Origin of the sequence: Bacillus sp. FSL M8-0277, from assembly GCF_037975305.1 — a bacterium.
Taxonomy (GTDB): Bacteria; Bacillota; Bacilli; order Bacillales; family Bacillaceae; genus Bacillus; species Bacillus pumilus.
This window is the reverse complement of sequence record NZ_CP150255.1, coordinates 2,785,387-2,808,915: the sequence shown is the minus strand read 5'-3', so window position 1 is coordinate 2,808,915 and position 23,529 is coordinate 2,785,387. Positions and strand designations below refer to the sequence as shown.

The 23,529-nt window shown below is 41.1% G+C and carries 30 protein-coding genes; 26 read left to right on the top strand and 4 right to left on the bottom strand.

Going from position 1 to position 23,529, the window contains the following annotated elements:
- Positions 1-107 precede the first annotated feature (107 nt).
- From MKZ05_RS14280 to MKZ05_RS14265, 4 genes are all read left to right on the top strand, one after another.
- Positions 108-500, top strand: a complete 393-nt coding sequence (locus MKZ05_RS14280; RefSeq protein ID WP_284907279.1) for a DoxX family protein — start codon at positions 108-110, stop codon at positions 498-500.
- A 65-nt stretch (positions 501-565) separates the two neighbouring features.
- On the top strand, positions 566-1,708 hold the full coding sequence (locus tag MKZ05_RS14275) for an AI-2E family transporter (protein WP_050944018.1): 1,143 nt from the start codon (positions 566-568) through the stop codon (positions 1,706-1,708).
- A gap of 125 nt (positions 1,709-1,833) precedes the next feature.
- Positions 1,834-2,667, top strand: a complete 834-nt coding sequence (locus MKZ05_RS14270) for an undecaprenyl-diphosphate phosphatase (RefSeq protein ID WP_050944681.1) — start codon at positions 1,834-1,836, stop codon at positions 2,665-2,667.
- A gap of 170 nt (positions 2,668-2,837) precedes the next feature.
- Positions 2,838-3,311 carry a hypothetical protein gene (locus MKZ05_RS14265; protein ID WP_003212767.1) on the top strand — a complete coding sequence of 158 codons (474 nt, stop codon included), beginning with the start codon at positions 2,838-2,840 and terminating at the stop codon, positions 3,309-3,311.
- A gap of 41 nt (positions 3,312-3,352) precedes the next feature.
- Here the strand turns inward: MKZ05_RS14265 and bioB are convergent, their stop codons facing one another.
- The 4 genes from bioB to MKZ05_RS14245 all read right to left on the bottom strand — a co-directional run bounded on the left by bioB (position 3,353) and on the right by MKZ05_RS14245 (position 6,153).
- On the bottom strand, positions 3,353-4,348 hold the full coding sequence (bioB, locus tag MKZ05_RS14260; protein WP_339160412.1) for a biotin synthase BioB: 996 nt from the start codon (positions 4,346-4,348) through the stop codon (positions 3,353-3,355).
- Positions 4,349-4,507: 159 nt separating this feature from the next.
- Entirely contained in the window at positions 4,508-4,861 is a 354-nt protein-coding gene (locus MKZ05_RS14255; protein WP_339160411.1) for a hypothetical protein, read from the bottom strand.
- A gap of 363 nt (positions 4,862-5,224) precedes the next feature.
- Positions 5,225-5,575 (bottom strand): hypothetical protein, encoded by a 351-nt coding sequence (locus tag MKZ05_RS14250; RefSeq protein WP_003213146.1) that lies wholly within the window; start codon positions 5,573-5,575, stop codon positions 5,225-5,227.
- 200 nt (positions 5,576-5,775) lie between these two features.
- Positions 5,776-6,153 (bottom strand): helix-turn-helix transcriptional regulator, encoded by a 378-nt coding sequence (locus MKZ05_RS14245; protein WP_050944016.1) that lies wholly within the window; start codon positions 6,151-6,153, stop codon positions 5,776-5,778.
- A 158-nt stretch (positions 6,154-6,311) separates the two neighbouring features.
- Between MKZ05_RS14245 and MKZ05_RS14240 the strand changes: the two genes are divergently transcribed.
- From MKZ05_RS14240 to MKZ05_RS14135, 22 genes are all read left to right on the top strand, one after another.
- Positions 6,312-6,575 (top strand): helix-turn-helix transcriptional regulator, encoded by a 264-nt coding sequence (locus MKZ05_RS14240; RefSeq protein WP_310025094.1) that lies wholly within the window; start codon positions 6,312-6,314, stop codon positions 6,573-6,575.
- On the top strand, positions 6,572-6,724 hold the full coding sequence (locus tag MKZ05_RS14235; RefSeq protein ID WP_170965973.1) for a hypothetical protein: 153 nt from the start codon (positions 6,572-6,574) through the stop codon (positions 6,722-6,724). The genes MKZ05_RS14240 and MKZ05_RS14235 overlap by 4 nt, the downstream gene beginning before the upstream one ends.
- Positions 6,702-6,944: a hypothetical protein gene (locus tag MKZ05_RS14230; protein WP_310025092.1), complete on the top strand. Its 243-nt coding sequence runs from the start codon at positions 6,702-6,704 to the stop codon at positions 6,942-6,944. Before MKZ05_RS14235 ends, MKZ05_RS14230 begins: the two co-directional genes overlap by 23 nt.
- Before the next feature lie 50 nt (positions 6,945-6,994).
- Entirely contained in the window at positions 6,995-7,396 is a 402-nt protein-coding gene (locus MKZ05_RS14225; RefSeq protein ID WP_339160410.1) for a holliday junction resolvase, read from the top strand.
- Complete coding sequence (locus tag MKZ05_RS14220) at positions 7,393-7,599, top strand: XtrA/YqaO family protein (RefSeq protein ID WP_012011053.1); 207 nt, start codon at positions 7,393-7,395, stop codon at positions 7,597-7,599. Before MKZ05_RS14225 ends, MKZ05_RS14220 begins: the two co-directional genes overlap by 4 nt.
- A 136-nt stretch (positions 7,600-7,735) precedes the next feature.
- Positions 7,736-8,254, top strand: coding sequence for a sigma-70 family RNA polymerase sigma factor (locus MKZ05_RS14215; protein WP_339160409.1), 519 nt, complete (start codon positions 7,736-7,738; stop codon positions 8,252-8,254).
- A gap of 152 nt (positions 8,255-8,406) precedes the next feature.
- Positions 8,407-9,051 (top strand): phage terminase small subunit, encoded by a 645-nt coding sequence (gene terS / locus MKZ05_RS14210; protein ID WP_339160408.1) that lies wholly within the window; start codon positions 8,407-8,409, stop codon positions 9,049-9,051.
- 8 nt (positions 9,052-9,059) lie between these two features.
- Positions 9,060-10,361 (top strand): PBSX family phage terminase large subunit, encoded by a 1,302-nt coding sequence (locus tag MKZ05_RS14205; protein ID WP_226805368.1) that lies wholly within the window; start codon positions 9,060-9,062, stop codon positions 10,359-10,361.
- On the top strand, positions 10,358-11,815 hold the full coding sequence (locus MKZ05_RS14200; protein WP_044140773.1) for a phage portal protein: 1,458 nt from the start codon (positions 10,358-10,360) through the stop codon (positions 11,813-11,815). The genes MKZ05_RS14205 and MKZ05_RS14200 overlap by 4 nt, the downstream gene beginning before the upstream one ends.
- A gap of 38 nt (positions 11,816-11,853) precedes the next feature.
- Positions 11,854-12,942 carry an XkdF-like putative serine protease domain-containing protein gene (locus tag MKZ05_RS14195; RefSeq protein ID WP_339160407.1) on the top strand — a complete coding sequence of 363 codons (1,089 nt, stop codon included), beginning with the start codon at positions 11,854-11,856 and terminating at the stop codon, positions 12,940-12,942.
- 22 nt (positions 12,943-12,964) lie between these two features.
- Complete coding sequence (locus MKZ05_RS14190) at positions 12,965-13,888, top strand: phage major capsid protein (RefSeq protein WP_253622286.1); 924 nt, start codon at positions 12,965-12,967, stop codon at positions 13,886-13,888.
- 13 nt (positions 13,889-13,901) lie between these two features.
- Positions 13,902-14,285 (top strand): DUF3199 family protein, encoded by a 384-nt coding sequence (locus MKZ05_RS14185; RefSeq protein ID WP_050944009.1) that lies wholly within the window; start codon positions 13,902-13,904, stop codon positions 14,283-14,285.
- Positions 14,282-14,638 carry a YqbH/XkdH family protein gene (locus tag MKZ05_RS14180; RefSeq protein ID WP_339160406.1) on the top strand — a complete coding sequence of 119 codons (357 nt, stop codon included), beginning with the start codon at positions 14,282-14,284 and terminating at the stop codon, positions 14,636-14,638. Before MKZ05_RS14185 ends, MKZ05_RS14180 begins: the two co-directional genes overlap by 4 nt.
- On the top strand, positions 14,635-15,132 hold the full coding sequence (locus MKZ05_RS14175; protein ID WP_050944008.1) for an HK97 gp10 family phage protein: 498 nt from the start codon (positions 14,635-14,637) through the stop codon (positions 15,130-15,132). Before MKZ05_RS14180 ends, MKZ05_RS14175 begins: the two co-directional genes overlap by 4 nt.
- A 4-nt stretch (positions 15,133-15,136) precedes the next feature.
- Positions 15,137-15,592, top strand: coding sequence for a phage portal protein (locus MKZ05_RS14170; RefSeq protein ID WP_106036168.1), 456 nt, complete (start codon positions 15,137-15,139; stop codon positions 15,590-15,592).
- A complete protein-coding gene (locus MKZ05_RS14165) occupies positions 15,579-15,791 on the top strand; it encodes a hypothetical protein (RefSeq protein WP_339160405.1) in 213 nt (70 codons plus the stop codon). The genes MKZ05_RS14170 and MKZ05_RS14165 overlap by 14 nt, the downstream gene beginning before the upstream one ends.
- Positions 15,792-15,794: 3 nt before the next feature.
- Positions 15,795-17,141, top strand: a complete 1,347-nt coding sequence (locus tag MKZ05_RS14160) for a phage tail sheath family protein (RefSeq protein ID WP_339160404.1) — start codon at positions 15,795-15,797, stop codon at positions 17,139-17,141.
- Between the two features lies 1 nt (position 17,142).
- Positions 17,143-17,586 (top strand): phage tail tube protein, encoded by a 444-nt coding sequence (locus tag MKZ05_RS14155; RefSeq protein WP_106029234.1) that lies wholly within the window; start codon positions 17,143-17,145, stop codon positions 17,584-17,586.
- A 522-nt stretch (positions 17,587-18,108) separates the two neighbouring features.
- A complete protein-coding gene (locus tag MKZ05_RS14150) occupies positions 18,109-18,549 on the top strand; it encodes a phage portal protein (RefSeq protein WP_008344099.1) in 441 nt (146 codons plus the stop codon).
- 41 nt (positions 18,550-18,590) lie between these two features.
- Positions 18,591-18,728, top strand: a complete 138-nt coding sequence (locus tag MKZ05_RS14145; RefSeq protein ID WP_088002055.1) for a hypothetical protein — start codon at positions 18,591-18,593, stop codon at positions 18,726-18,728.
- The gene (locus MKZ05_RS14140) at positions 18,729-22,862 is read left to right on the top strand and encodes a transglycosylase SLT domain-containing protein (protein ID WP_339160402.1); all 4,134 of its coding nucleotides are present in this window, start codon (positions 18,729-18,731) and stop codon (positions 22,860-22,862) included. It begins immediately after the preceding gene.
- Positions 22,855-23,523: a LysM peptidoglycan-binding domain-containing protein gene (locus MKZ05_RS14135; protein WP_339160401.1), complete on the top strand. Its 669-nt coding sequence runs from the start codon at positions 22,855-22,857 to the stop codon at positions 23,521-23,523. The genes MKZ05_RS14140 and MKZ05_RS14135 overlap by 8 nt, the downstream gene beginning before the upstream one ends.
- The last annotated feature ends 6 nt before the right edge of the window (positions 23,524-23,529 follow it).

Below are 23,529 nucleotides of genomic sequence, written 5' to 3'. Positions count from 1 at the left end.
TATATAGGCTGATGCGTCTTACATAAAGGATATAAATGTACGAGAAGTGGGTAGTTTCTTCCTTCATTCGGGTAATACTCTGATAGAAGGGAGAGGAGGAAACGACCATGAAGCGCGTCCTGCATATAGGAAGTACATACGTCTTTGCGCTTTTATTCATAGCAGCCGGTATTTTTCATGTGATAGAGCCGAGTGGCTTTGCCCGTATGATGCCAGGCTGGCCATTTCCATATGGTATGGTCTATGCGACGGCATGCCTAGAATGGCTGCTGGCTGTCTTGCTGCTTTTGCCAAATGTCAGGATCTCAGCAGCAAAAATCATTGCTGTCTATCTTGTCCTCATTTTCCCTGCAAACTTATTTGCTGCACGAGAGGGAATTCCATTTCCAGGTCAAGAAAGCACAGAGCAGTCTTTGCTATGGATAAGACTGATAGGACAGCCCATTCTGATTGTATGGGTGATGTCCATTGCGAAATGGGAAAAAAAGCTGAAACAATGACCACCATATCATGATCAGGTAGTGTACAATTTATTTATAAAATAGCCCGAGTTTGGAGGAACGATATGAATTCTATGCAAATGTGGAGCAGTCGATTTAGAAAATTTTTTCTTGATAACAAGTTTGTTCTCTTTTTACTCGTCCTGCTATTAATTGGATTGAATATCCTTGTTTTCATGAAAACATCCTTTATTTTCACACCGCTCATTGTACTCGTCAAAACCATCGCCTTACCGATTATTTTAACGGGGGTCGTGTATTATTTATTAAATCCAATTGTCAATTTGTTAGAGAAGTTTAGAGTCAAACGGATCTTTTCGATTTTGCTTTTATATATTGTCATTATTGGCATTATTACAGTGACGATTGTGTCTATTATTCCGTTTTTACAAGCGCAAATGATGAGTCTGTTTCATAACCTTCCGAAATATGTTGATACGGTAGAAGATCAGATTAGACAACTAACGGGAAGCAACTTCATTAATCAAGCGCAAAAAGCGATGAATTTTAACGTTTCTGAATTGGTGAGCAAAGCGTCAAGTCAAGCGACGAAAATTTTGGAAAGTACCTTTACCGGAGTGGGGACATTCCTAGGGGCGCTTACTGAAGTCATCATTTCAATCGTGACCGTTCCGTTCATTCTGTTTTATTTATTAAAAGACGGCAAAAAATTGCCTGACTATTTCCTGAAATTTATTCCGAATAAGTTTAGAGAACATACACATATCGTGCTTCACGAAATGAACCATCGCCTGAGCTCTTATATTCTCGGCCAGATCATTGTCAGCTTCTGTATCGGTTTTCTTCTCTTAATTGGATACATGATTATCGGGTTAGACTATGCCTTACTGCTGGCCATCATTGCTGCTTGTACAAGTATCGTGCCTTACCTTGGTCCAACGATTGCCATTACACCAGCGATTGTGATTGCCCTTGTCACGTCACCAATTATGCTGTTAAAATTGATCATTGTTTGGACGGTTGTCCAGCTGATTGAAGGGAAATTCATTTCTCCACAGGTCATGGGGAAAAATCTTCACATCCATCCAATCACCATCATTTTTGTTCTTTTAACAGCCGGTAAACTGTTCAGCGTGGTCGGCATCATTGTCGCTATTCCGACGTACGCCGTGCTGAAAGTCATCACGACTCACTTATTTGATTGGTTTAAAATGCGATCCAATTTGTATAAAGAAGAAAAGGTTTGATGTCATAATCTTTTTTGAAAAAAATATAGTATCATAAAGACGAGCTTTCGAAATAGGAAGCTTGTCTTTATGTGGACATAGATGGTTGCCTGTTCAAAAGATCAGAATTGAAAGGAAAGAAAATCATGAATCTATGGGATTTATTCGTGGCACTGGTTTTAGGAATTGTCGAAGGATTAACAGAGTATGCACCTGTCTCGTCTACAGGTCACATGATCATTGTCGATGATCTTTGGTTAAAGTCAAAGGAAATCATTACGCCAGAGGCGGCAAACACATTTAAAGTCGTGATTCAGTTAGGCTCTATTTTAGCTGTCATGATTGTGTTCAAGGATCGGATTTTGAACTTGTTAGGCTTAAAGAAAAATATCACTGAAGAACAAAAGCGCAGCGGGCATAAACTGACCATTGCTCAAATTGCAGTAGGACTCGTCCCAGCCGTCATTTTAGGATTCTTATTTGAAGATTATATTGATAAATACTTGTTTGACGTGAGAACAGTTGCTGTCGGTTTGATTTTAGGCGCAGTGCTGATGCTTGTCGCTGACTGGATCAATAAACGTAAAACAGAAACAAGCTCTGTCGATAACATGACGTACAAACAGGCGCTTTATATCGGACTGTTTCAATGTTTGGCGTTATGGCCAGGCTTCTCTCGCTCAGGTTCGACGATCGCAGGCGGGGTTATTCTTGGTTTGAATCACCGTGCGGCAGCTGACTTTACATTTATCATGGCGATGCCGATTATGGCGGGGGCAAGCTTGTTAACACTTGTGAAAAATGCCGAATATTTAACAACAGACATGCTGCCATTCTTTATCGTCGGCTTTGTGAGTGCGTTTGTTGTGGCTCTCTTTGTTGTTCGATTCTTCCTAAAACTGATCAATAAAATCAAACTGGTGCCTTTTGCAATATACCGAATTATCCTAGGTGTGATTTTATTTATCCTGTTCATGTAATGCTGAAAACTACTCTTATTAAAGAGTAGTTTTTTGTTGTTTTAACTATTTTAAACAGTAAAATCACCCTCTTATTTGGTAGAAAAAGAAGTTTTTTCATAAATTAGTGTTTAAGAGATTGGAGAAGGGGTAGTACATAAACATACCAATTAAAGGAGGAGTTAGAAATAATGAGAAAAACAAGCAAATTCTTTGTTAGTTCTGTGATCGCTACGTCAATGGTTGCTGCCCCTCTATCTCTTACGACTTTTGGTCAAACGGCTGAAGCTGCAACGACAACAGGTGTTGATGGAAGTGTCTCTATTGATCCAGTAGCCATTGCCGATAAAATTGAACAAGCAGTAAAATCATCTCAAAATCGTGATGGATTCGTTAAAAATGCGGCGTACAGCGCCTTCTATGAAGCAGGTCAAAACTATAACGTCGTTGTCCAAAACTTAAGCCAAGACCATGACTTTAGCGGACTGAACAATGTGGTTTACTATGATAGTGTTGAATATGATGGTATTACGTTTGGTATTTGGGTATTTGAAGATGGGACGTTCGTCAATAATGGTGACGGCGGCTATATTAACTGGACATTTGTCGGCAGCTTTGACCGTGAGGAAGGAAGCGGCACTGTCGACTTCCATAAAAGATTCTAATCTTATTGTTAAAAGTCTGCCGATTCACCGGCAGACTTTTTTTATAACGCACATTCTTCTATGTCAAAACCTAAATCTTCAATGATATGATGATCCATTTGGACTTGCTGACCTTTTGTTGTTAAATAATCGCCTACGAAAATGGAATTTGCCGCATAAAGGGCAAGCGGCTGAAGCGTCCGTAAATTGAACTCTCTGCCTCCAGATACTCGAATTTCCTTGGTTGGATTGACAAACCTCATGAGTGCCAACACTTTCAATGCTTTGACCGGATGTGTTCGTTCTTGATGCTCAAGTGGTGTTCCCTCAATTGCATGAAGAAAGTTGACTGGAATGGAATCCGCATCAATGGCTCTGAGCGCAAAAGCCATTTCAACAATTTGCTGGTTGGTTTCACCCATTCCAATGATAACCCCTGAGCAAGGTGACATGCCCGACTGTTTGACCTCCTCAAGGGTCGACAAGCGGTCATGATATGTATGAGTTGTCGTAATGTGAGTATGATGATCTTGATGTGTATTGATATTGTGATTGTACCGATGAACCCCTGCTTCCTTCAGCCGCTTCGCTTTGTCTTCATTTAATAACCCAAGACATGCACACACCTTTAAAGGCATGGTCTCAGTGATCTCTTTTACTGCTGCTGTCACCTCATCTAATTCTCTGTGAGAAGGTGCTCTGCCGCTCGCGACAATACAATAAGTCCCCGCTTTTCTCTTGAGCGCCTCACGCGCGCCAGCCACAATCGTTTTTTGATCAAGCATTGTATATCGTTCAACCGATGCTTTAGAAATGATCGACTGTGAACAATAACCACAGTTTTCAGGACAATAACCGCTTTTTGCGTTAAAAATCATATTTAATTTCACCTTGTTTTGAAAAAAATGAAATCGTACTTGATAGGCTGCATGCATCATAGATAATAATTCTCTATCGTCAGCTTCAAGAATATCTAGACCTTCTTGCAGCGTGATTCGTTCATTTTTCAGCGCTTTCTCTGCTATCGCTTCCCAAGACAAAGATTTGTGTTTTATCATCATCAGCCCCTCAATATGTTAACTTATCATAAATAAAAGTTAACATATTGGTTGGTCTATAGCAAGAATTGAATGTCTAGCTGGTTTTAGAGAATGATCACATTATTAAAGGCGATGATATGATGTCATCGCCTTAAGTTTAATAAATTTAAAAGTGTTTTAGTAGGTAATTGTATAGTTGTTAATTACAAGTTCACCATCTGAATTTAGATAAGATACTTTAACAAAGCCAGGTTTTAAATAGTAAATCCAAGTGAAATTTGGAGCAGTTTGTTTCAGTTCAACAGCATCTGTATCACCGGATAAAGTTATTTTACTGATTGGAATAGAAAAAGCACCAGACCATCCTACCTTAACTTTACGGTCGATCGTAATTACTTTATTCATAATAGGGGCTTTTGCTATAACTGGTTCTTTTACTTGAGCAGCTGCATGAGCACCTTCAGTTTGAGAGAACGTAAGAGCACCTAAAGCAACTAAAAGCAATGTGAAAGCTTTCATTAATTTTTTCATCGGTAACACTCCTTTTTTTGATATATACATATATTAACAATAATAGCATTATATTTCAATTTAAAATGGTGATAAATAAGTATTTTTGGTGAAAATTTCAATAAATTTTCGAATAGTAAATTGGAAGAATAAAAAATACATGATTTTTTGTTCGTCTTTTTTAGAGGGGAAAAGTGGCTTACTTAGTAAGAGATGCGTACTTATGATGCCATGAACCTGAAAGAATCTTGTTCAGTGCAAAAAACATGAGGTTTTATCGAAAAAATGTGACAACCCCACTTTTATTTAAAGTAAAAGTGGGGTTGTCTACGGTATGGGTCGATGTCTTGAGTCATCGACTTTTCATATGTAAAGCTAGATTGCTTATCGAACAGTAATATAGTTAATCACAAGCTCGCCTAGTGAATTATAGTAAGAAACTGTGACAGAACCACGTTGTACGGCACGAATCCAAGTGAAGTTCGGAGCTGTTTGATCTAATTGAATGGCATATGTTGCGCCTGACACAGAAATTTGACTTGCTGGAAGAGAGACGGCGATTGAAGAACCTACAGTAAGCGTACGGTTCACTGTAATCACTTTATTCATAATAGGAGCTTTTGCTATAACTGGTTCTTTTGGCTGTGCAGCTGCATGTGCACCTTCAGTTTGGAAGAACGTAAGAGCACCTAAAGCAGCTAAAGACAATGTACAAGCTTTCATTAATTTTTTCATCGCTAACACTCCTTTTTTTGGTATATACATATATTAATAATAATAGTATTATATGTCAATTGAAATATGTGAAAAAAAGAGTATTTATGGTGAAAATTGTCACATATTATTCATGAGCCTTCTCTTTTTTAGGGGAAAAAGAGGCATAAAAAAAAAGCTGGGCGTATCCCAGCAATGTAAAGCTTTATGAAAAGAGATGCTCAATCGTCGTCTCGCTGTTTTGGCTGACGGCCTTTTTGCTTCTCTTTTTCTTTAATGTAGTGAATAAAATCGATGGTTTGTCTTCGTGCTTCTTCGGAAAAATCGGAGGCAGCCTTAAACGCAATTTGCAAATCAGGATCGTCTGCAAGGTCGCCATCAGTTCCGCCTTTGTCCTTACCTGTGAGAAGATAGTCCGTTGAAACTCCGTATAACTCGGCGATTTTCACAATCATTTCACCGTCGGGCTTTCTCAAGCCATATTCCCAATTTGCATAAGTGGACATCGCCTTTAATCCGAGTTTTTTAGCAACCGTTGACTTGCTCCATCCATGCTTCTCTCTTAATTCAGTTAAAATCTTCCCAGTCAAATTATCCATTGGAAACACCTTTTTTCATGTTATGAGTAAATTTTATCATGAATTACACGGAAAAGATAAATAATTACACAAAAAGAATAAAAAATGATTGACTTACTCGTTTTGTGTATATTATCATAATGAATATAACTTACACATATTGAGTAAGAGGTGAAAAGATGAAACTTGAAAATTTACGAGAAGAACGCATTTTACAAGGAAAAACACAAACCTATATGGCGAAAAAGTTAGGGTATAAGTATACGAGCGGCTATGCAAATATAGAAATGGGCAGAACGAAGCCCAGCTTAGAAATAGCAAAGCATATTGCAGATTTGCTGAATAGGGGTGTTCAAGAGCTTTTTTTTAACCAAAAGTTACACGAAAAGAGTAATTCTTTAAAGGAAGAGCACTTCTTTGAAAAGGGGAGACGAACAAAATGAATATTGAACATCCAATGGTAGCGCAGATGAATGACTTTGGATATCCAAAAAGCTATTGGTCATATGACATGACACGTTATGGGTATCAAGTCGAGATTGAAGAGAGTCTGGAGGGATTTGAAGAAGATGAAACATCAGATGACGTTTGATGCCAGAAAGGAAGCGCAGCTCTGTTTAGTCCAAGCTGGCGGCTGGATGACCTTTCATCACCAGAAACCGGTGTTTGTTTTTTCCACATCAGAAGACAAGCAAACATACATGACCCTCTTGGCGGAAAAGGTCGCTGAAGCAAAAAAGGAGGGATCAAGACGACATGAAACGATGGAAGAAAATCCTGACAATCCTCAAATGCTTGCTCAAAGCGAGTAAAAACGAACAAAACATCCGTCAGTGGGAAAAGGATGACGGGAGATCATAACATGGTCATCCATTTCATTATTGAGGCAGAGTTTTTGTTAACAAAAGATACATTGATAAAAAGAATACGAGCAGCTGCCAAAGCGCAATGCCCGCATAAAATAAAAGACGCACTATCACTCGAGATTCGTTTATTTGACGACATGCCGCTTGACATAGCTGACTGTCAAATCAAGCGTACATACGCAGAAAAAGGTTTGATACGCCCAGTGAACGTCAGCATCTTTCAGCCACGACTACACCATATTCAAGAAGCACTTCATTCTATTGCGGATAGGGCCCCTCTACAGATCGTTGATTTAAGAGTTTCCCAGTTTTATAGTATGCGTCCAAGAGTTGAAATCATTTTAAATACGATAGGTGATGGCACGAAGTCCTCACCAATTAAGGAGACAAGCATATGAACGAGCCAAAACAATTATTCATTCAAGAAAATCAGACATTTGTCGGTGAGATGGAAACAGGAAAAATTCAAGTCATCGTGTTAGATGGGAATGTAGGAACAGCTTATCAGATAGATGTACCTGAACATGGAAAAACCATTATACAAACGGCAAAAGGTCATTTTGCAAGAGTAGATCACGAGATTGGTTTTAAAATCAGCTAGATCACTGAACAGATCACTGAACAGATCACAACATCATACGTCCAAGACGGAAAGCCTGCGGACACTGATCAAGACCCTGAAAAGGGGACTGATTGGTGTCCGTTTTTTATTTTCTTAAAAAAGGGAGAGAGCCAATATGCAAGATTTACTCATTGAATACAAACGAGCATTAAAGGATGCTAGAAAAAGATATGAACCATTTAGAGAAAAAGAAGACAAACAGCTGTCAGATCAAGAGAAGCATGATAAAAAAATTATCGCTAGTATGGTGAGCGATCTCGAATACGTCGTGGAATGGCTTCAAATTGGCAGACAGCCAGGCGCACGCAGAGGATTAGACAGACGTTCAGTCTATCAGCGCACCATTCTAGCAAATCCAGAAGTGTTAGAGGCTTTATCACATGAATATACAATCATCCAAGAAAATGAAAAAGAATTCAGTGAGCGGGACAAGAAACGAATTGACGAAGCCTTGTCCGTTTTAACGGACCGAGAAAAGGACGTATTCTTCATGCACACAACACAAGGATTATCGTTTAGCGAGATTGCGATTATGCTGGATGTGAAAAAAGGAACTGTCCAAAAACATATGGAGAGAGCTCGGACAAAGATGTCCAAGAAAGTACAAGAACGCCTATTCGAAGCAGCTGAATAGGCGTTTTTTCTTTTACAAAATAAATGGAGCAACACTTGTCTTACAGTTGCCACCTATAGTTAGAAAGACCAAACGGATGTTTGCTAGCCCTACACAAATGATTCCTTCACAGGAAATCGTTCGAATTAAAAGGAGGCGGCAGGTGAATGTAAATGAAAGATAAACGGATAGAAGCCAAGCAAGATTATATGAAAGGGATGACGTACCAGCAAATTGCTGATCATTACAATGTCTCAATCCATACCGTCAAATCATGGAAAAGACGATACGGATGGCAAAGGCAAAAAGGTTCGTCAAAGCAGGCACACTCGATCTTCAATCAGTTTCTTTCAGATGAAACAATTGAAATCATGGAGAAAATGGGCGGGCGTACATCGCTTGATTTAATCTGGGATCAAATTCAAATTCAATATGCTGCTATTATTCGGGCGCAGCGAATCATGTATGTGTCAGATCAAGATGACATGATCAAAGAGCTGAAAAAGGCAGCATACATGCCTTCTTCATTAGAAGAAACAGTAGAAGGCATTCAGCTAGAACAAGAAATCAGCACAGAAGAATATTCGTTTCAATTTTCATGGGATCGGCATGCCACCTTTTTAAATGCCCAATCCCGTGCAATGGGAGAGCTCAGGCGTCTCATTAAACAGTTTGAAGAGCTTGCACATGCGAAGGATGAACGAAGATTAAGGCTAAAGCAAATTGAACTGACCATCGAAAAAACAAAAAAAGCAGTGCGCGAAGAAAAAGAGGAAGATCTTCACATCATGATCAAGCGAAAAGAGGATAACTCATGACGCCATTGATTGAAAAAGAAGTCAATCCTCACTTTGAACACTTTCTATTCGATTGGAATCAAAAGTTTCAATTTTTAGTAGGCGGCTACGGCTCCTCGAAAAGCTATCACATTGCGTTAAAACTCATTTTAAAGCTGCTGGAAGAAAAACGGACAGCACTTGTCATTCGAGAAGTATATGATACGCACCGCGAATCAACCTTTTCTCTCTTACAAGAGATCGTCAGCGATCTTGGCATCGATCATGTGGTGAAGTGCCGCAGTTCGCCGCTTGCCTTGACGTTTCGAAATGGCAGCAGCATCTTATTCAAAGGGCTGGACAAGCCTGAGAAATTGAAATCGATTAACAACATCTCGATGATTTGGATTGAGGAGTGTTCAGAGGTTTCTTATGAAGGCTTTAAAGAGCTGCTTGGAAGGCTGAGGCACCCGTCCTTACCGCTTTATATGATGTTATCGACCAATCCTGTTGGTCAAGATAATTGGACGTACAGACATTTCTTTCGAGATGAACAGTTGAAGCGATTTGTCCTAGATGACGAAACCTTATACAAAAAACGCACCGTTGTGATCAAGGATACGTACTATCATCACTCCACAGCGGAAGATAACCTATTTCTCCCTAAAAGCTATGTGGAGCAGCTGGATGAGCTGAAAGAATACGACCCAGACCTCTATCGAATTGCGAGGAAGGGCTATTTCGGCATCAACGGCACAAAGGTTTTTCCTCAATTTGAGGTGAGAAGCCATTCTGATGTATTAGAAGCCATTCAGCAGATGGACCGGCCGCTAAAACGAGCAGGCATGGATTTTGGATTTGTTGAATCATACAATGCGCTCATTCGATTAGCCGTCGACCATGAAAAAAAGTACTTATATATTTACTGGGAATATTACGACCGCGGGAAAACAGATGATGAAACAGCTGTTGACCTAAAAGAGTTCATTGAATCAAAGGAACTCATCAAAGCCGATGCAGCCGAGCCTAAAACCATTCACTATTTTCGGCAGCGTGGATTTCAAATGGTGGCAGCACATAAGTTCCAAGGCTCTCGTTTGCAGTATACGAAAAAGATCAAACGGTTTAAAAAAATCATTTGCTCTGATGCTTGTCCGTACACAATCTATGAACTTCAATCACTGACCTATAAGGCAGATAAGGATGGACGTTTAGAGGAAGATGCATTTCAAATCGATCCGCACACATTATCAGCGATCTGGTATGCGCTGGATGATTATGAAGTGACGGATTTGAAACAGACCGCCTCAGAGCGTGTCCGTCCAAACAGAGAGAGGAGGTCCATACAATGAAACAATTGAAAGCAACGATTATGAAGGCAAACATGTCTGATCATACAAAACAAATGTATGCAGATGAATTTTCCTATGAAAAAGACGACATTGTTCCCCCGCCTTACAACATCAATGAATTAAAAAGCATGGCAGAATATTCAACCATTCTTCAGCAATGTATTGATGCGTACAAAACGAATATTTTGGGTTTTGGGTTTGGGGTGGAATATGCCTTTGACTTTAATGCAGAAGGTGTAAAACCGGCAAAAAAGAAAGCCGCAGAAAAGGAATGGACAAGACTTGAAGAGTTTACGAAGTACATGAACTATGATGAGTCCGCTGATGTGATTCTTGGCTATGTCCTCGAAGACCGAGAGAAAACGGGCAATGGCTTTTTAGAGGTGCTGAGAGATGGACAAGGAAAGCCGGCCGGAATCGAGTATTTAGATGCGCTCCATATCCGCATTTGCAAGCTTAGTGAGCCAGTCGACGTTGAATTCAGTTACACAGAAAATGGCGAATTAAGAACAATGAATCGAAAGAAACGATTCCGCAAATATGTGCAGGTAATCAACGAAAAGAAAGTCTTCTTCAAGGAGTATGGTGATCCGCGCATTTTGCACTGTGAAACAGGCAAGTACGATGACACCACACCAGAGCCGCTTCGCGCAACAGAAGTAATTCATTTTAAAATTGGCAGCGGAACGTATGGGATTCCCCGCTGGATTGGCAACATCGTCAATATGTACGGAGCACGCAAGGCAGAGGAGCTGAACTATCTTTATTTTAAACAAGGACGGCATGTACCAGGTGCCATCATTGTCGAAAATGGGATGCTGTCAGAATCCTCTTATCAGCAGCTTCAAGATTATATGGACGATATTGAAGGATCTGATCATGCACATAAATTTCTATTGCTTGAAGTTGAAGGTCTGCCGACAGAAAAAGGGCTAACGGGAGAAGAAGATGTCTCAAATGTCAAAGTAAACTTCAAATCTCTAGCCGAGATCCTGCAAGAAGATGCGCTTTTTTTAGAATACGATGAAAAAACAAGAAACAAAATCCGCTCTGCGTTTCGCCTTCCACCAATTTACACAGGTGAGTCTCAAGACTATAACAAAGCGACAGCAGATACAGCGCGTAAAACAACAGAAGAGCAAGTATTTCAGCCGGAACGGCATCTCATCACAGGAAAACTCAATACTCTTTTTCTGCCGGATCTTGAAATTTGGCATGTCCGTTTTCTATTAAATGGTCCTGATTTTAGAGATCCATTAGAGATTGCCAAAGTACTGACACCATTTATTCAGGCGGGGGCAGTGTCACCTAACGATTTGCGCGATTTAGCAGGAAGAATCCTCGGGAAAACGCTAGAGGAATGGCCTGAGGAACTGTATCACCGCCCTTTAGAAAGCCGCATGAAATCAGCTGAAGAAAAGCCTCAACCAGAGCCGGACCAGCTGACGAAATAAACAGAAGCGGGTGCGCTTTTTTGAAAGGGGGTGAACATATGCCAAGAGAACTAAAAAACGCTAAAATTACGCATGTTTCCTACGTGGACAAAGCAGCGAACAAGAAGAAATTCTTTTTGATGAAAGCAAAGAAAAAGCGGCCTGACTTTCAAAAGGAGGTCAGTGTCCTGACAAAGGCAGAAGATGCTCATCGCCTCGTGTACGGTGTCGTGTATGAGCCGAATACACCTGATGCACATCAAGACTTTATGACAGCCAAGGAAATTGAAAGAGCGGCACACGGCTTTATGAAGGATGCCCGTCATATTGATAAGCAGCATGATTTTCAAGATGGTGTTGGCGAAGTGGTTGAATCATATATTGCTCCGGCTGATGTTGAAGTGGGCGGGGAGCTGATTCGCAAAGGATCTTGGGTGCTTGTGACAAAGGCTTCCCAAGAGATTTGGGATCAAATTCAAAAAGGCCACATTACAGGCTATTCAATGGCCGGAACGGCGGACATCGTCGCCATAGAAGAACAAGATCAGCTTCTATCTCAAGACACAAATGAGAGAGGTCTTTTTTCTTTGCTGAAAAATTTCTTTTTAAAAGAGGAAGGTGCAAACATGTCACAACCATTTTGGAATATTTTAGACCATCTGCTGGAAACCTTACAGTCAAGTGATGGTGATGAGGCGGATGTAAGAGCTACCTTAGAACAGCTCATTCCAATCATGCAGGACATCCTGAAGACAGAGGATGTACTTCAAACGATTGGTGAAAGGCCAGCAGACGTACAAAAAGAAGAGGCCGCTTTGACGACGGATCAAGTGCGAGAGCTCGAAAAGGCAAAAAAGGCCATCGAAAACGTCTTGCAGCAGGCTGAAAAGCAGGAAACAGAACAAACAGGGGAAGAACCTGTCCAAAAAGTGCTCGAACAAGTCGTTGCACCGATTCGTCATCAGCTCTCTTCCTTAGAGAAATCAGCCAGCAGAGAAAAAGCAGCGATGCAGGAAGTGCTTCAGGAGCAGCTTTTGCCTATTTCAGAGCGGATTCACATGCTTGAAAAGGCAAGGGGCATATCAAAACAAACAATCCACGATACACAAAACGACACGACAAAACCCATATGGGATGGCTTACTATAAGCCGAAATAAGGAGGAAACAGTGTGAGAAATCAAGAGTTGATTCGTAAGGCCGAAATGACACTTGCCAGCTTAAAAACCGGCGGTCTCATGAACGCAACCCAATCCAACACATTCATTAGAATGATGCAAAACACCCCAACCGTTTTAAATGATGCACGCATCATTCCGATGGAAAGTGATTCACAAAAAATCGAAAAAATCGGCTTTGGCCAGCGTATTTTGCGCCCAGCAGAGGAAGGCAAAGCGCTTGATGCAAAAGACCGTGTTGTCCCAGCGACAAGCACTGTCCAGCTAAATGCAAAAGAGGTCATTGCAGAAATTCATATGACCTACGACAGCATTGAAAACAATATTGAAAAAGACGGAATTCAGCAGACAATTATGCAAATGCTTGCTGAACGAGCGGCCGTTGATATTGAAGAGCTCATCGTCAATGGGGATACGACTTCATCAGATCCGTTTTTAGCCCAAATGGATGGCGTCAGAAAACAAGCAGTATCTCATATTGTCGATGCCAATGGAGCGGAAATTAGCCGCCAAATGTTTAAACAAGCCTATAAAGCGATGCCGTCAAAATATTTACGTGTACCTCAGGATTTCCGTTTCTACACATCCCCAAGTTTAGAGGTGGAATGGAAGGATCAAGTAGCAAACCGTCAGACAACTCTCGGAGATGCGGTTATTCAAGGCGGACTTTCTTCTGCATTCGGTGTGCCAGTCAAAGGCCTTGCCAATATGCAGCCATATGACGAAGCGGGAACAGACGTATCAGATATTTTGCTGACACACCCTAAAAATATTATCGTAGGTTTTTCTCGTCATATTCGAATTGAAGTAGAAAAAGATATTCGCAGACGTAAATTTATTATTGTCCTAACAGCGAAGCTAGACAGCAAATTTGAGGAAGAGGATGCTGTAGCAAAAGTGATGAAAGTGAAAGAGTAGGTGACATCAGGCCATGATTATTTCTCCTGAAGAACTGCAAGCCTATTCTGTATTTGAGCGTGTGAAAAATCGATCTGTAGAAAGACTGACAGCAGATATTATCGAAGCAGAAGCTGCGGTATTTCAAATCGTAGGTCATGATTTCTCAAGCGAAAAATATCAGCCCCTCCCTGAAAAAGCAAGAATCGCATTATTAAAAATGGCCCAATATTTTGCCATGCTGAATGATGATGAATCTATGATGAAAGGCTTTACGTCAGAAAAAATGGGTGATTATTCATATGCGAAGGCAGCTGATCAAGTGAAAGGCAAACCTTATGTATATGCCCTGCTTGTCGATTACATTGAACCATCATTTACTGGGGGCAGTACCAAATTAAAGGTGAGATCATTATGAGTTATCAATCTCTCTTAACAGATCGCTGTGATCTTTTTCACCTTGAACATCAGGAGGCTTCCCGAGGAAAATTCGGGATTCCAGCTGATGACTTACAAATGACTCTTTCCTATCCTGATGCGCCTAGCCTGACAGATCTGGCTTGTTATGTCATAGAAAAGAATCAGTCGCTTGTGCAAGAAGAGCCGAATATAGTGATTTATCAGTCCTATCTTGTCCATTTCCCTTTAGCAAGTGATATTCGCCTGCATGACAAAATGGTGTGGAACGGCGTCTCACTTAAGTTACAGCAGCCCAAAAAAGTGAAAAATCATCACATTGAAGTGATGGCAGTCAGGAAGGAAAATCTATGAAAATTGATGGACTTGACCGGCTGCTTTCACAGCTGGAAACAGCGTGTGCCGGCGGCTTAAAAGCAGAATATCAAGATTGGCTAGAGGACATGGGTCTAGAGCTTTTGGACATCATTCAGGATGAGTTAATCAAGGAGAATGCTGTCGATACAGGTCGGCTTCTAAGCTCCTTTACGCAAGGAGACAAGGAGAATCATTTTCTCATGTCAAAAGGTGGTCTCACACTTGAAGTGGGAACGAAGCTTGAATATGCCTCCTATGTCAATGACGGACATGCTACTTCTTCAAGTGGAGAGCGAAGATGGGTGCCTGGCAGGTGGGCTGGCAGCCGCTTTGAATATGATCCGAATGCAAAGACAGGAATGATGCTTGCCTCTCAATGGGTAGATGGAAATGGCTACTGGGATCATGCTGTCATGCTCTATGAGCAAATGTTTGAACAGTCGCTGGATCGAAAGCTTCAAAGCTGGTTCGATCGACATTTTGGGAGGTGATGAAATGAATCAAGAAGTCGGGGCAATCATGCATTATATTTACACACACTTTCCTGTGACAATGTATGATCGACTTTTGCCAGAGCGTTTTCAAGTGCCATCCGTTTATGTGCCGCCCGTAACAGTCATCAGCGGTCCAGATACGGTATCTACATTTATGAAATCTTATTCGCTGCAAGTGAAAGTGTTTCATATGGATTCAGAAAAAGCACATGACGCGGCAGAAATAATTGTTGATGCATTGCTTGCTGATCGTCAAATGATTCAGATGATGAGTGAAGATGGAGAGGTGCTTGATGATTATGTCCGCATAAAAAGAGTGGAAACAAGAATGATAGATCAAGGCGTAGCAGCGATTGTCCTGACGTGGGATAGCAGTTATTGGTACAACCGAGACAAACAAGCGAGCCTTGAAGACATCAACTTTTCAGATGGGGTGATCAAACGTGAGCAAGACTAAAAAAGCAGAGCCTGCTCAAACAGCTGGCGAAGAAAAAGAATTTGGCTTTTCATTTGAAGCCTTAAAGGAGCACAGTAAGGATCTTTTTGGGGTTAAACCAGAAGTCCTTGAAGGTGCTCTTTTTTATATCAAACATCAACCAATTACAAAAACAGAAGCGAAAAAGCACATTGATGCTTTTTTGTCCAAGGAGGTTTAAAGGATGAACGGAGGCACATTTACACCAGGTACAGAGAAAAAGCGTCCTGGCATTTACTTTAATTTTAAAACAACAGCAGAGCAGCGAATTACTTTAGGCGATCGAGGTACGGTGGCACTTCCTCTTGTGATGAGCTGGGGAGAACCAAAAACCTTTATTTCCGTTTCCAATATGGAAGACTTAAATAAAAAGGTTGGACTCAACATTGATGACAAGTCTCTTCTTCTTTTCCGTGAAGCAAAGAAAAAAGCACAAACGGTCTTGCTTTACCGCCTAAACGAAGGGGTACAAGCCAAAGCGGAAATCGCAGAAAAATTTGTGGTCACAGCCAATTATGGCGGTCAAAAAGGAAATGAGATCACTATCCAAGTGGCAGAAAATGTACTCGACAGCACAAAACGTGACGTCATCACTTATCTTGGAACAGATATTGTCGATAAGCAGGTTGTCACGGATGTCAAAGATCTTGTAGAAAACAAATATGTTCAATTTTCTGGTGAAGGTGAAGCAGTTATCACGGCTGGTGTGGCACTAAGCGGCGGGAAAAACGGTGTGGCAAGTGTCGCAGATTATACAGCTTTCCTAGAAGCAGCTGAAACGGAATACTTTGATGTCATTGCGCTCCCAGTCGATAAAAGTGAGCAATTAAAAGCGACATTCGCTTCCTTTATCGAGCGTTTACGTGATAAGCAAGGACGTAAGGTGCAAGGCATTGTGGCGAACTATGTAGCTGACCAAGAAGGCATCATTAATGTGACAAGCGGTGTTGTGCTGGAAGATGGAACAGAACTAACACCTGCTCAAACAACAGCTTGGGTTGCAGGTGCAAGTGCAGGTGCAAACTTCAATCAGTCACTCACCTTTGTTGAATACGAAGGAGCAGTAGATACATTAGAACGCCTTGATAATGATCAAGTAGAATACCGATTATCACAAGGGGAGTTCATCTTCACTTTTGATGCGAGAGACCGCACGGTGAGTGTTGAAAAAGATATTAACTCTTTAACAAGCTTCACAGCTGAAAAGAATCAGCAAATGGCGAAAAACAAAATCATTCGTGTGCTTGATGCCATCAACAATGATTTAACGTTCGAATTAAAAAATCTGATTAAATTACGCAAAGCCAATGGCAATGACATCCCAGCATCTGATGATGGAGTGCAGCTTGTGAAAACACTGATTACACAGTATCTCACACAGCTTCAAGATGGCAGCGGCATTACAGGCTTTAACTCAGAAACAGATATCGTGATCGGTCTCAATGAAGATCGTGATGGATTTATTATCGATCTAGCTGTTCAACCAGTAGATGCAGCAGAAAAATTCTATTTCAACGTGGAGGTGAAGTAAGATGGCTTTTAAAGCGCAAAATACAATTTCAGGTAAAGAGGGTCGTCTTTTCTTAGAAGGTGAGGAGCTTGCCTTTATCAAAACGTTTGAAGCAAACGTGGAGAAAAACAAATCAGAAGTCAACGTGATGGGCCGAAGAATGACTGGTCATAAAACAACTGGGGCAAACGGAACAGGAACGGCAACATTCTATAAAGTCACTTCACGTTTCGTACAACTCATGCTCAACTATGTGAAAAAAGGGGAAGATCCTTATTTCACTCTTCAAGCGGTGATTGATGATAAATCATCAGGCAGAGGCACAGAGCGTGTGACGTTATTCGATGTCAACTTTGATTCGGCTAAAATTGCTGGATTGGACGTCGATTCAGAGGCACTTGAAGAAGAAGTTCCGTTTACGTTCGAGGACTTTGATCTTCCTGAGAAGTTGAAAGATACATTTTAAAAAGAGATAAAAAAAGTAACATTTCTTTGTTGAAAAAATTATCGTTATGTTATAATGAATTCAAATTACGGATTCTGTAATTACACTTAACTGTAATCCTTAAACAATGTAATAATTAAGAAAACGTGTTTACATGCAAAGCGATTTGCATACAATAAAAAGAAGCCAGGATGCGACAACATCCCGGCAATGTACAATGAGGCCCTCAAGGGGCTGGCTAATCAATTAGATAGTTTTAAGGATAGACTTTCCCTTCAACCGTCCAAAGCTCAAGGGGAGTCTATTTTTTGTCTATATACGTCAACAAAGTAAAGATAAACATCCCGAATAAAAGCATTAGGGAAATCGCTTCAAATGTTGACATTGGCATCACCCCCTTCCTATCGGGGATGAGCCAGACACCCTTGAGCAAGCCGTTCAATTGTACCGTTTAAATTATACATGAAAAGATTGGAAAGCACATTCAAAAAATGGATGTGCTTTTTTGCATTCAAAAAAACATAACAAAGGGAGTTTTTAAACATGAGCGAAAAACAAACATTTGATCTTTCATTTTTTATGCCAGGACAAACAGTAGAAGCGGAAGAGGTCAAAGTACCAATTTCTAAGCGTTTTGTTGATAAAAAAGGGAATGTCATTCCTTTTGTCTTTAAAGCCATTACAACTGAACGCATTGATGAACTGGAAAAAGAAAACACGACCTTCAAGAATGTCAAAGGCAGAGGCCGCGTGAAGGACTTAGACAGCCAGCGTTTCTACGCACGAATTGCCATTGAATCGACTATTTATCCAGATTTCCGCTCGAAGGAATTAAGAGAAGCCTACAGCACACAAGATCCAGTTGAAGTCGCAAAACGTGTATTATCTGTCGGCGGTGAATACGCAAACTGGTTAAACAAAGCGATTGAAATCAACGGATTCGAAGACGAAATTGAAGATTTAGAAGACGCAGCAAAAAACTAATAAAAGATGGGGATAAGGAAGCCGTGTTTTTATATTACGCCATGCACGAGCTTCACTATTCCCCATCTGAACTCCTAGATTTATACGAATCACCAAGACCATTCAAAGCACTCCTATTTGGACTCATCAGCTACAAACTCGACATGCTAGAAAAAGAAGCAAAGAAAGGAGGGAAATAATTGGCGAAACTCACTGCGCGATTTGAATTAGAAGACAAAGTATCGAAGAAGCTGCTGCGCATTCAAAAACGATTTCAAACCTTTGAGAAGCAGCTCAAACCATTTAGAAAACCGGTGAAAATAAACCTGGATATAGATGACAAGAAATTAAGAAACTTTAGTTTATCGCTTCGGAAAATGTCAGTGATTTCCATGAGGCTGGATCAAGGAATCTATCGTGATCTTAAAGCATTAAACAATCAGTTAAATATGTTCCCGAATCACTTGGTCATATCCATTCAAGCGAAGGGATTAGATGTCATTAAATCGAGCATAAATCGTTTAAAGCAAGCGGGAACAAGCCCCATTATGCTGACGTTTAAACTAAACGATCAATTGTCAGGTAAAATGTCATCAATCAAAAAATCTATCTTTCAGCTCATGAACAGAACGTACTATATGAGATTAAACATGGTTGACCAAGCCACCGCTGCAATTCAACGAATCAAAAAGACGCTCAAAAGCTTGACGATGTCTAAACACGAAATCAGAGTGTCTGTTCAAGACAATGCAAAGAGTAAGTTGAAAAAACGAGATCAAGCAGAGTCGGTTGTGAAAGAACAAAACATAAAAAAAGAACCTGAGGCTGTTAGTCCGTCAGTGAAAACAGAAGATCCTAAACAGAGCTGGCTCCAGAACCTTGCCAATAAGGGATTAAGTGAAATTCAAAAATATGCAGGTGACGTTGCAGATAAAGTGAAGGAAAAATTGAGTCCTAGAAAGTTTTGGGATGAAAAAGCACTTCCTTGGGTTGAAAATAAAATAGAAGAGTACAAGCAAGATGTGATCGGAAGAATTAAAGAGAAAATTAAATTTAATCCTGAAAAAAAACTAGATCAATTGGTGACTAATGTATTAGATCGGTTCTTAGGTGCAAGTGATCAATCAAGTGAAAGTACCACTCAGGCACCAACAACAGCACCAACAACAACAGCACCAACAACAACAGCACCAACAACAGCACCAACAACAGCACCATCAAATCCAGCTCCCAAAACGAAACCTCAGTCGCGAGGTGGAAAAGGCTTGTTTCGCAATAGTTGTTGCCCCTGCTGTGCAAGAGGTTTAAGCAGGGGAGGATCTACTAAAACTAAAAATCGAAATGGTCGCTCACCAAGACAGACAAGAAATCCAAATGCTACATCAAGGGCCGAAATGAATAGAAGACCTCCAAGTAGATTAGGGAAACTGAAAACAAATGCAGGTAAATTATTTGGAAAAATCCCTACTGGACTAAAGAAAGGTGCGGGTATCGCAGCTTCAGCTGGCGGACTTACGGGTTTAGTGAAAGGTAGCAAGGGGTTAAGTGGATTAGGGAATGCAATGAAAAGTATAGGTAAAGGGAGCGGAAAATTATTAAAGAAAGTACCTATTCTAGGAAGTGTACTTAGTGCAACAAATCTAATTGGTATGAACAAAGAGAATGCTGGTGAAAAGATTGGTACGACTGGAGGCGGCATCGCCGGCGGAATGGCAGGTGCTGCAGCAGGTGCAGCTATTGGAAGCGTAGTCCCAGGGATAGGTACAGCCATCGGCAGTCTAGTAGGCGGCATCGCTGGAAGTATGGGCGGAGAATCTATCGGTGAAACAATTGGAAAATGGTTTGATGGCGGCGGATTTGAAAAGATTGGCCAAAAAGCCATTGAAATCAAAAATCAAATTGTCGAAGTTTGGTCAACAGTCGCGGCTTGGTTCACAGAAAATGTATGGACGCCACTAAGTGATACAGTCGTTACAGTAGCAACGACCATCTGGACAAATCTAGTCAATGCCTGGACATGGATTCAAGAAACATTTAGTGCAGTTGCAGGCTGGTTTATCGAAAACGTATGGACGCCACTAAGTGATACAGTCGTTACAGTAGCAACGACCATCTGGACAAATCTAGTCAATGCCTGGACATGGATTCAAGAAACATTTAGTGCAGTTGCAAGCTGGTTTATCGAAAACGTATGGACACCGCTCAGCGACACAGTCGTTACGGTAGCAACAACCATCTGGACAAGTCTAGTCAATGCCTGGACATGGATACAAGAAACGTTCAGTGCAGTTGCAGGTTGGTTTATTGAAAACGTTTGGACACCACTGAGCAGTACAGTTGTTACAGTCGCTACAGGGATTTGGACAGCATTATCAAATGCATGGAAAAAGATACAATCAATCTTTGGAGCTGTATCGTCATGGTTTATGGAAAATGTGTGGAATCCACTTGTAGATACCGTAGGAACCATTAAAGACAGTTTCGGGAAAAAGTTCGAAGAAGCGTATAAAGTGGTGACAGATATATGGGATGGATTATCCAAATGGTTTGAGGACAACATTCAAAAGCCGATTGTAAAAGTAGCAGAAGCTATTGGTGATGGGTTTTCTAAAGCGTTTGGGTGGGTCAAAGATTTGTTTAATAAGGCTGGCGGTGGGGTTGATTTTGTATTGAAACATGTCTTTGGAGACCCTGATAAAAAAGCCACAGGCGGCTATATCACCCAGCCAACCTTATCATGGGTCGGTGAAGCAGGTAACGAATTTGTCATTCCAACTCAAAATAACCGAGGGCGCGGGAAGATGCTGCTTGCTCAGGCTGCTTCTCATCTTGGGATGTCTGTTATGCCAAGCGGAGCAGCTGGAAATCAAGTATCAAGCTCTCCAGCTCCTACAGCAGTAGCTTCATCATCTTCTGTCGGTTCAATAGACGGATCGGTCTCGATGACTGGGAACATTCAAGCCTCCAGCATAGGCGAGCAATTTAATAAGGATTTTGAACAAGGATTAAATCAAAAAATGATTACACTTGATCAATGGAAGCAAAAGAATATTCAGCAGCCTTTTGGTCAATTGACCTCAGACTCAAATAAGTTCGGTCAGCAAACAGTTGCTGCTTTTGCGAATGGTCAGCAGATGACACCAACAGGAACAGATAGCTTTTTGCAAAGTCGTGTAAAAGCACCATACCAACAAGTGATGACAGCATCGCCAACTTGGGGTTCTGGAACGGTTAGTGGTTTTGCCACAGGTCAAAATGCCACTTCAGTTGGTACTAGCCAATACGTAGATCAGCACATCAAACAACCATTTCTACAAGCAAAACAAGAATCACCAGGCTGGGGCTCAGGAATGATGGATGCCTTTAACAGTGGCATGCGTTCAAAAGCAAGTGAAGTCACACAAGCCGCCAAAGAAATGGCGAAGAAAGTAGAGCAGGCGTTTAGAGAGGAATTAGATATTCATTCCCCTTCACGCGTCATGATGAGTCTTGGGAAATTTGCATCGATCGGTGTCGTCAAAGGACTCGACTCAGTTGATGTGAAAAAGTTTGCTGAAAATCAGGCTGGTTCATTAATTGGAGCTTTCAGCGGTATGGGGGCTTCAGGTCTTAGTGTTCAGCAATGGCTCATGGCAGCTCTCATGGCAACTGGCACATCGATGAACTGGCTTCCAGGTCTGATGACCATTGCGCAGCATGAATCGAATGGAAATCCGAGAGCAATCAACTTATGGGATTCTAACGCCAAGAAGGGAACGCCTTCTAAAGGCTTAATGCAAACAATTGGAACGACGTTTAACTCCAATAAAGGCAAAGGCATGAATGACATTTGGAACCCAATTCATAATGCCGTAGCAGCCATTAACTACATTAAGGGCAGATATGGAACAGTCTTCAATACACCGGGATTACGAAGTATGAGAACAGGCGGGCCTTATAAAGGCTACGCAAATGGTGGACTGATTACTCAGGAGCAGGTTGCTAGAGTCGGTGAAGGAAACAAACGCGAATGGATCATTCCAGAAGAAAGAGGCATACGCGGAAGGTATTTATTAACGCAGGCAGCCAAGGCACTTGGAATGCAAGTATATGATCCAGTAAATGCGTCTGCTCCTTTACCAGAATCACAAATGCAGCAAGTCACCTCAGCTCAGTCTTCTAGTCGTACAGCATCGTCAAGTAATAAGCAAATCACCATTCAATTCAATGGGGACCAGAATTTCCATAATGGACAAGATCAGCAATCGCTTGTCGAAAAAATTAGACAAATGCTCGTAGATGAACTGGAAGTAGAGCTTCATACAGGAACGAAGGGGGTCGTGATTGATGGGTAAATCAGTGTATCAATTGTGGATTTCCCAAGGAAAGGACAAGTTGCGATTCCCTGTCCTTCCATCCGAACTTGAAATCACAAATAACGTACAAAATGAAACGGTAAAGGTTGCCTCTTTTGGAGAACTGACCTTTATTGATGTCCCATCGGCTAAGCAAGTATCATTCACTTCATTATTTCCTAAGAAATATTCGCCAATTGCTGAATATAAAAGCATTCCATCACCGGAGAATGCGATAGCGAAAATAGAACGAATGATGCGTTCAAAGAAGTCTGTGCGGCTGATTGTAACGGGGACAAAAATCAACATGACGTGCAGCATTGAAAGCTTCACCCATAAAGAAGGATCGTATGATATTGGCGATCGTGAATTTACGATCGAGGTAAAGGAATACAAAACCGCATCGCCTAGGAAAATTAAACGAAAGAAAAAAGCAAAACAAACGAAAAAGAAAAGGCCTTCAAAAACACCGCCAAAAATGTACACCGTCAAAAAAGGGGATACGCTATGGGCCATTTCAGGCAGGTTTTATGGCGACAGTACAAAATGGCGGCGTATTTGGAATGCGAATAAATTAGCGATGATTAAACGTAGCAAACGCAATATTAAGCAGCCGGGGCATTGGATTTTCCCTGGACAAAGGTTAAAAATACCACAATAGGGGGGC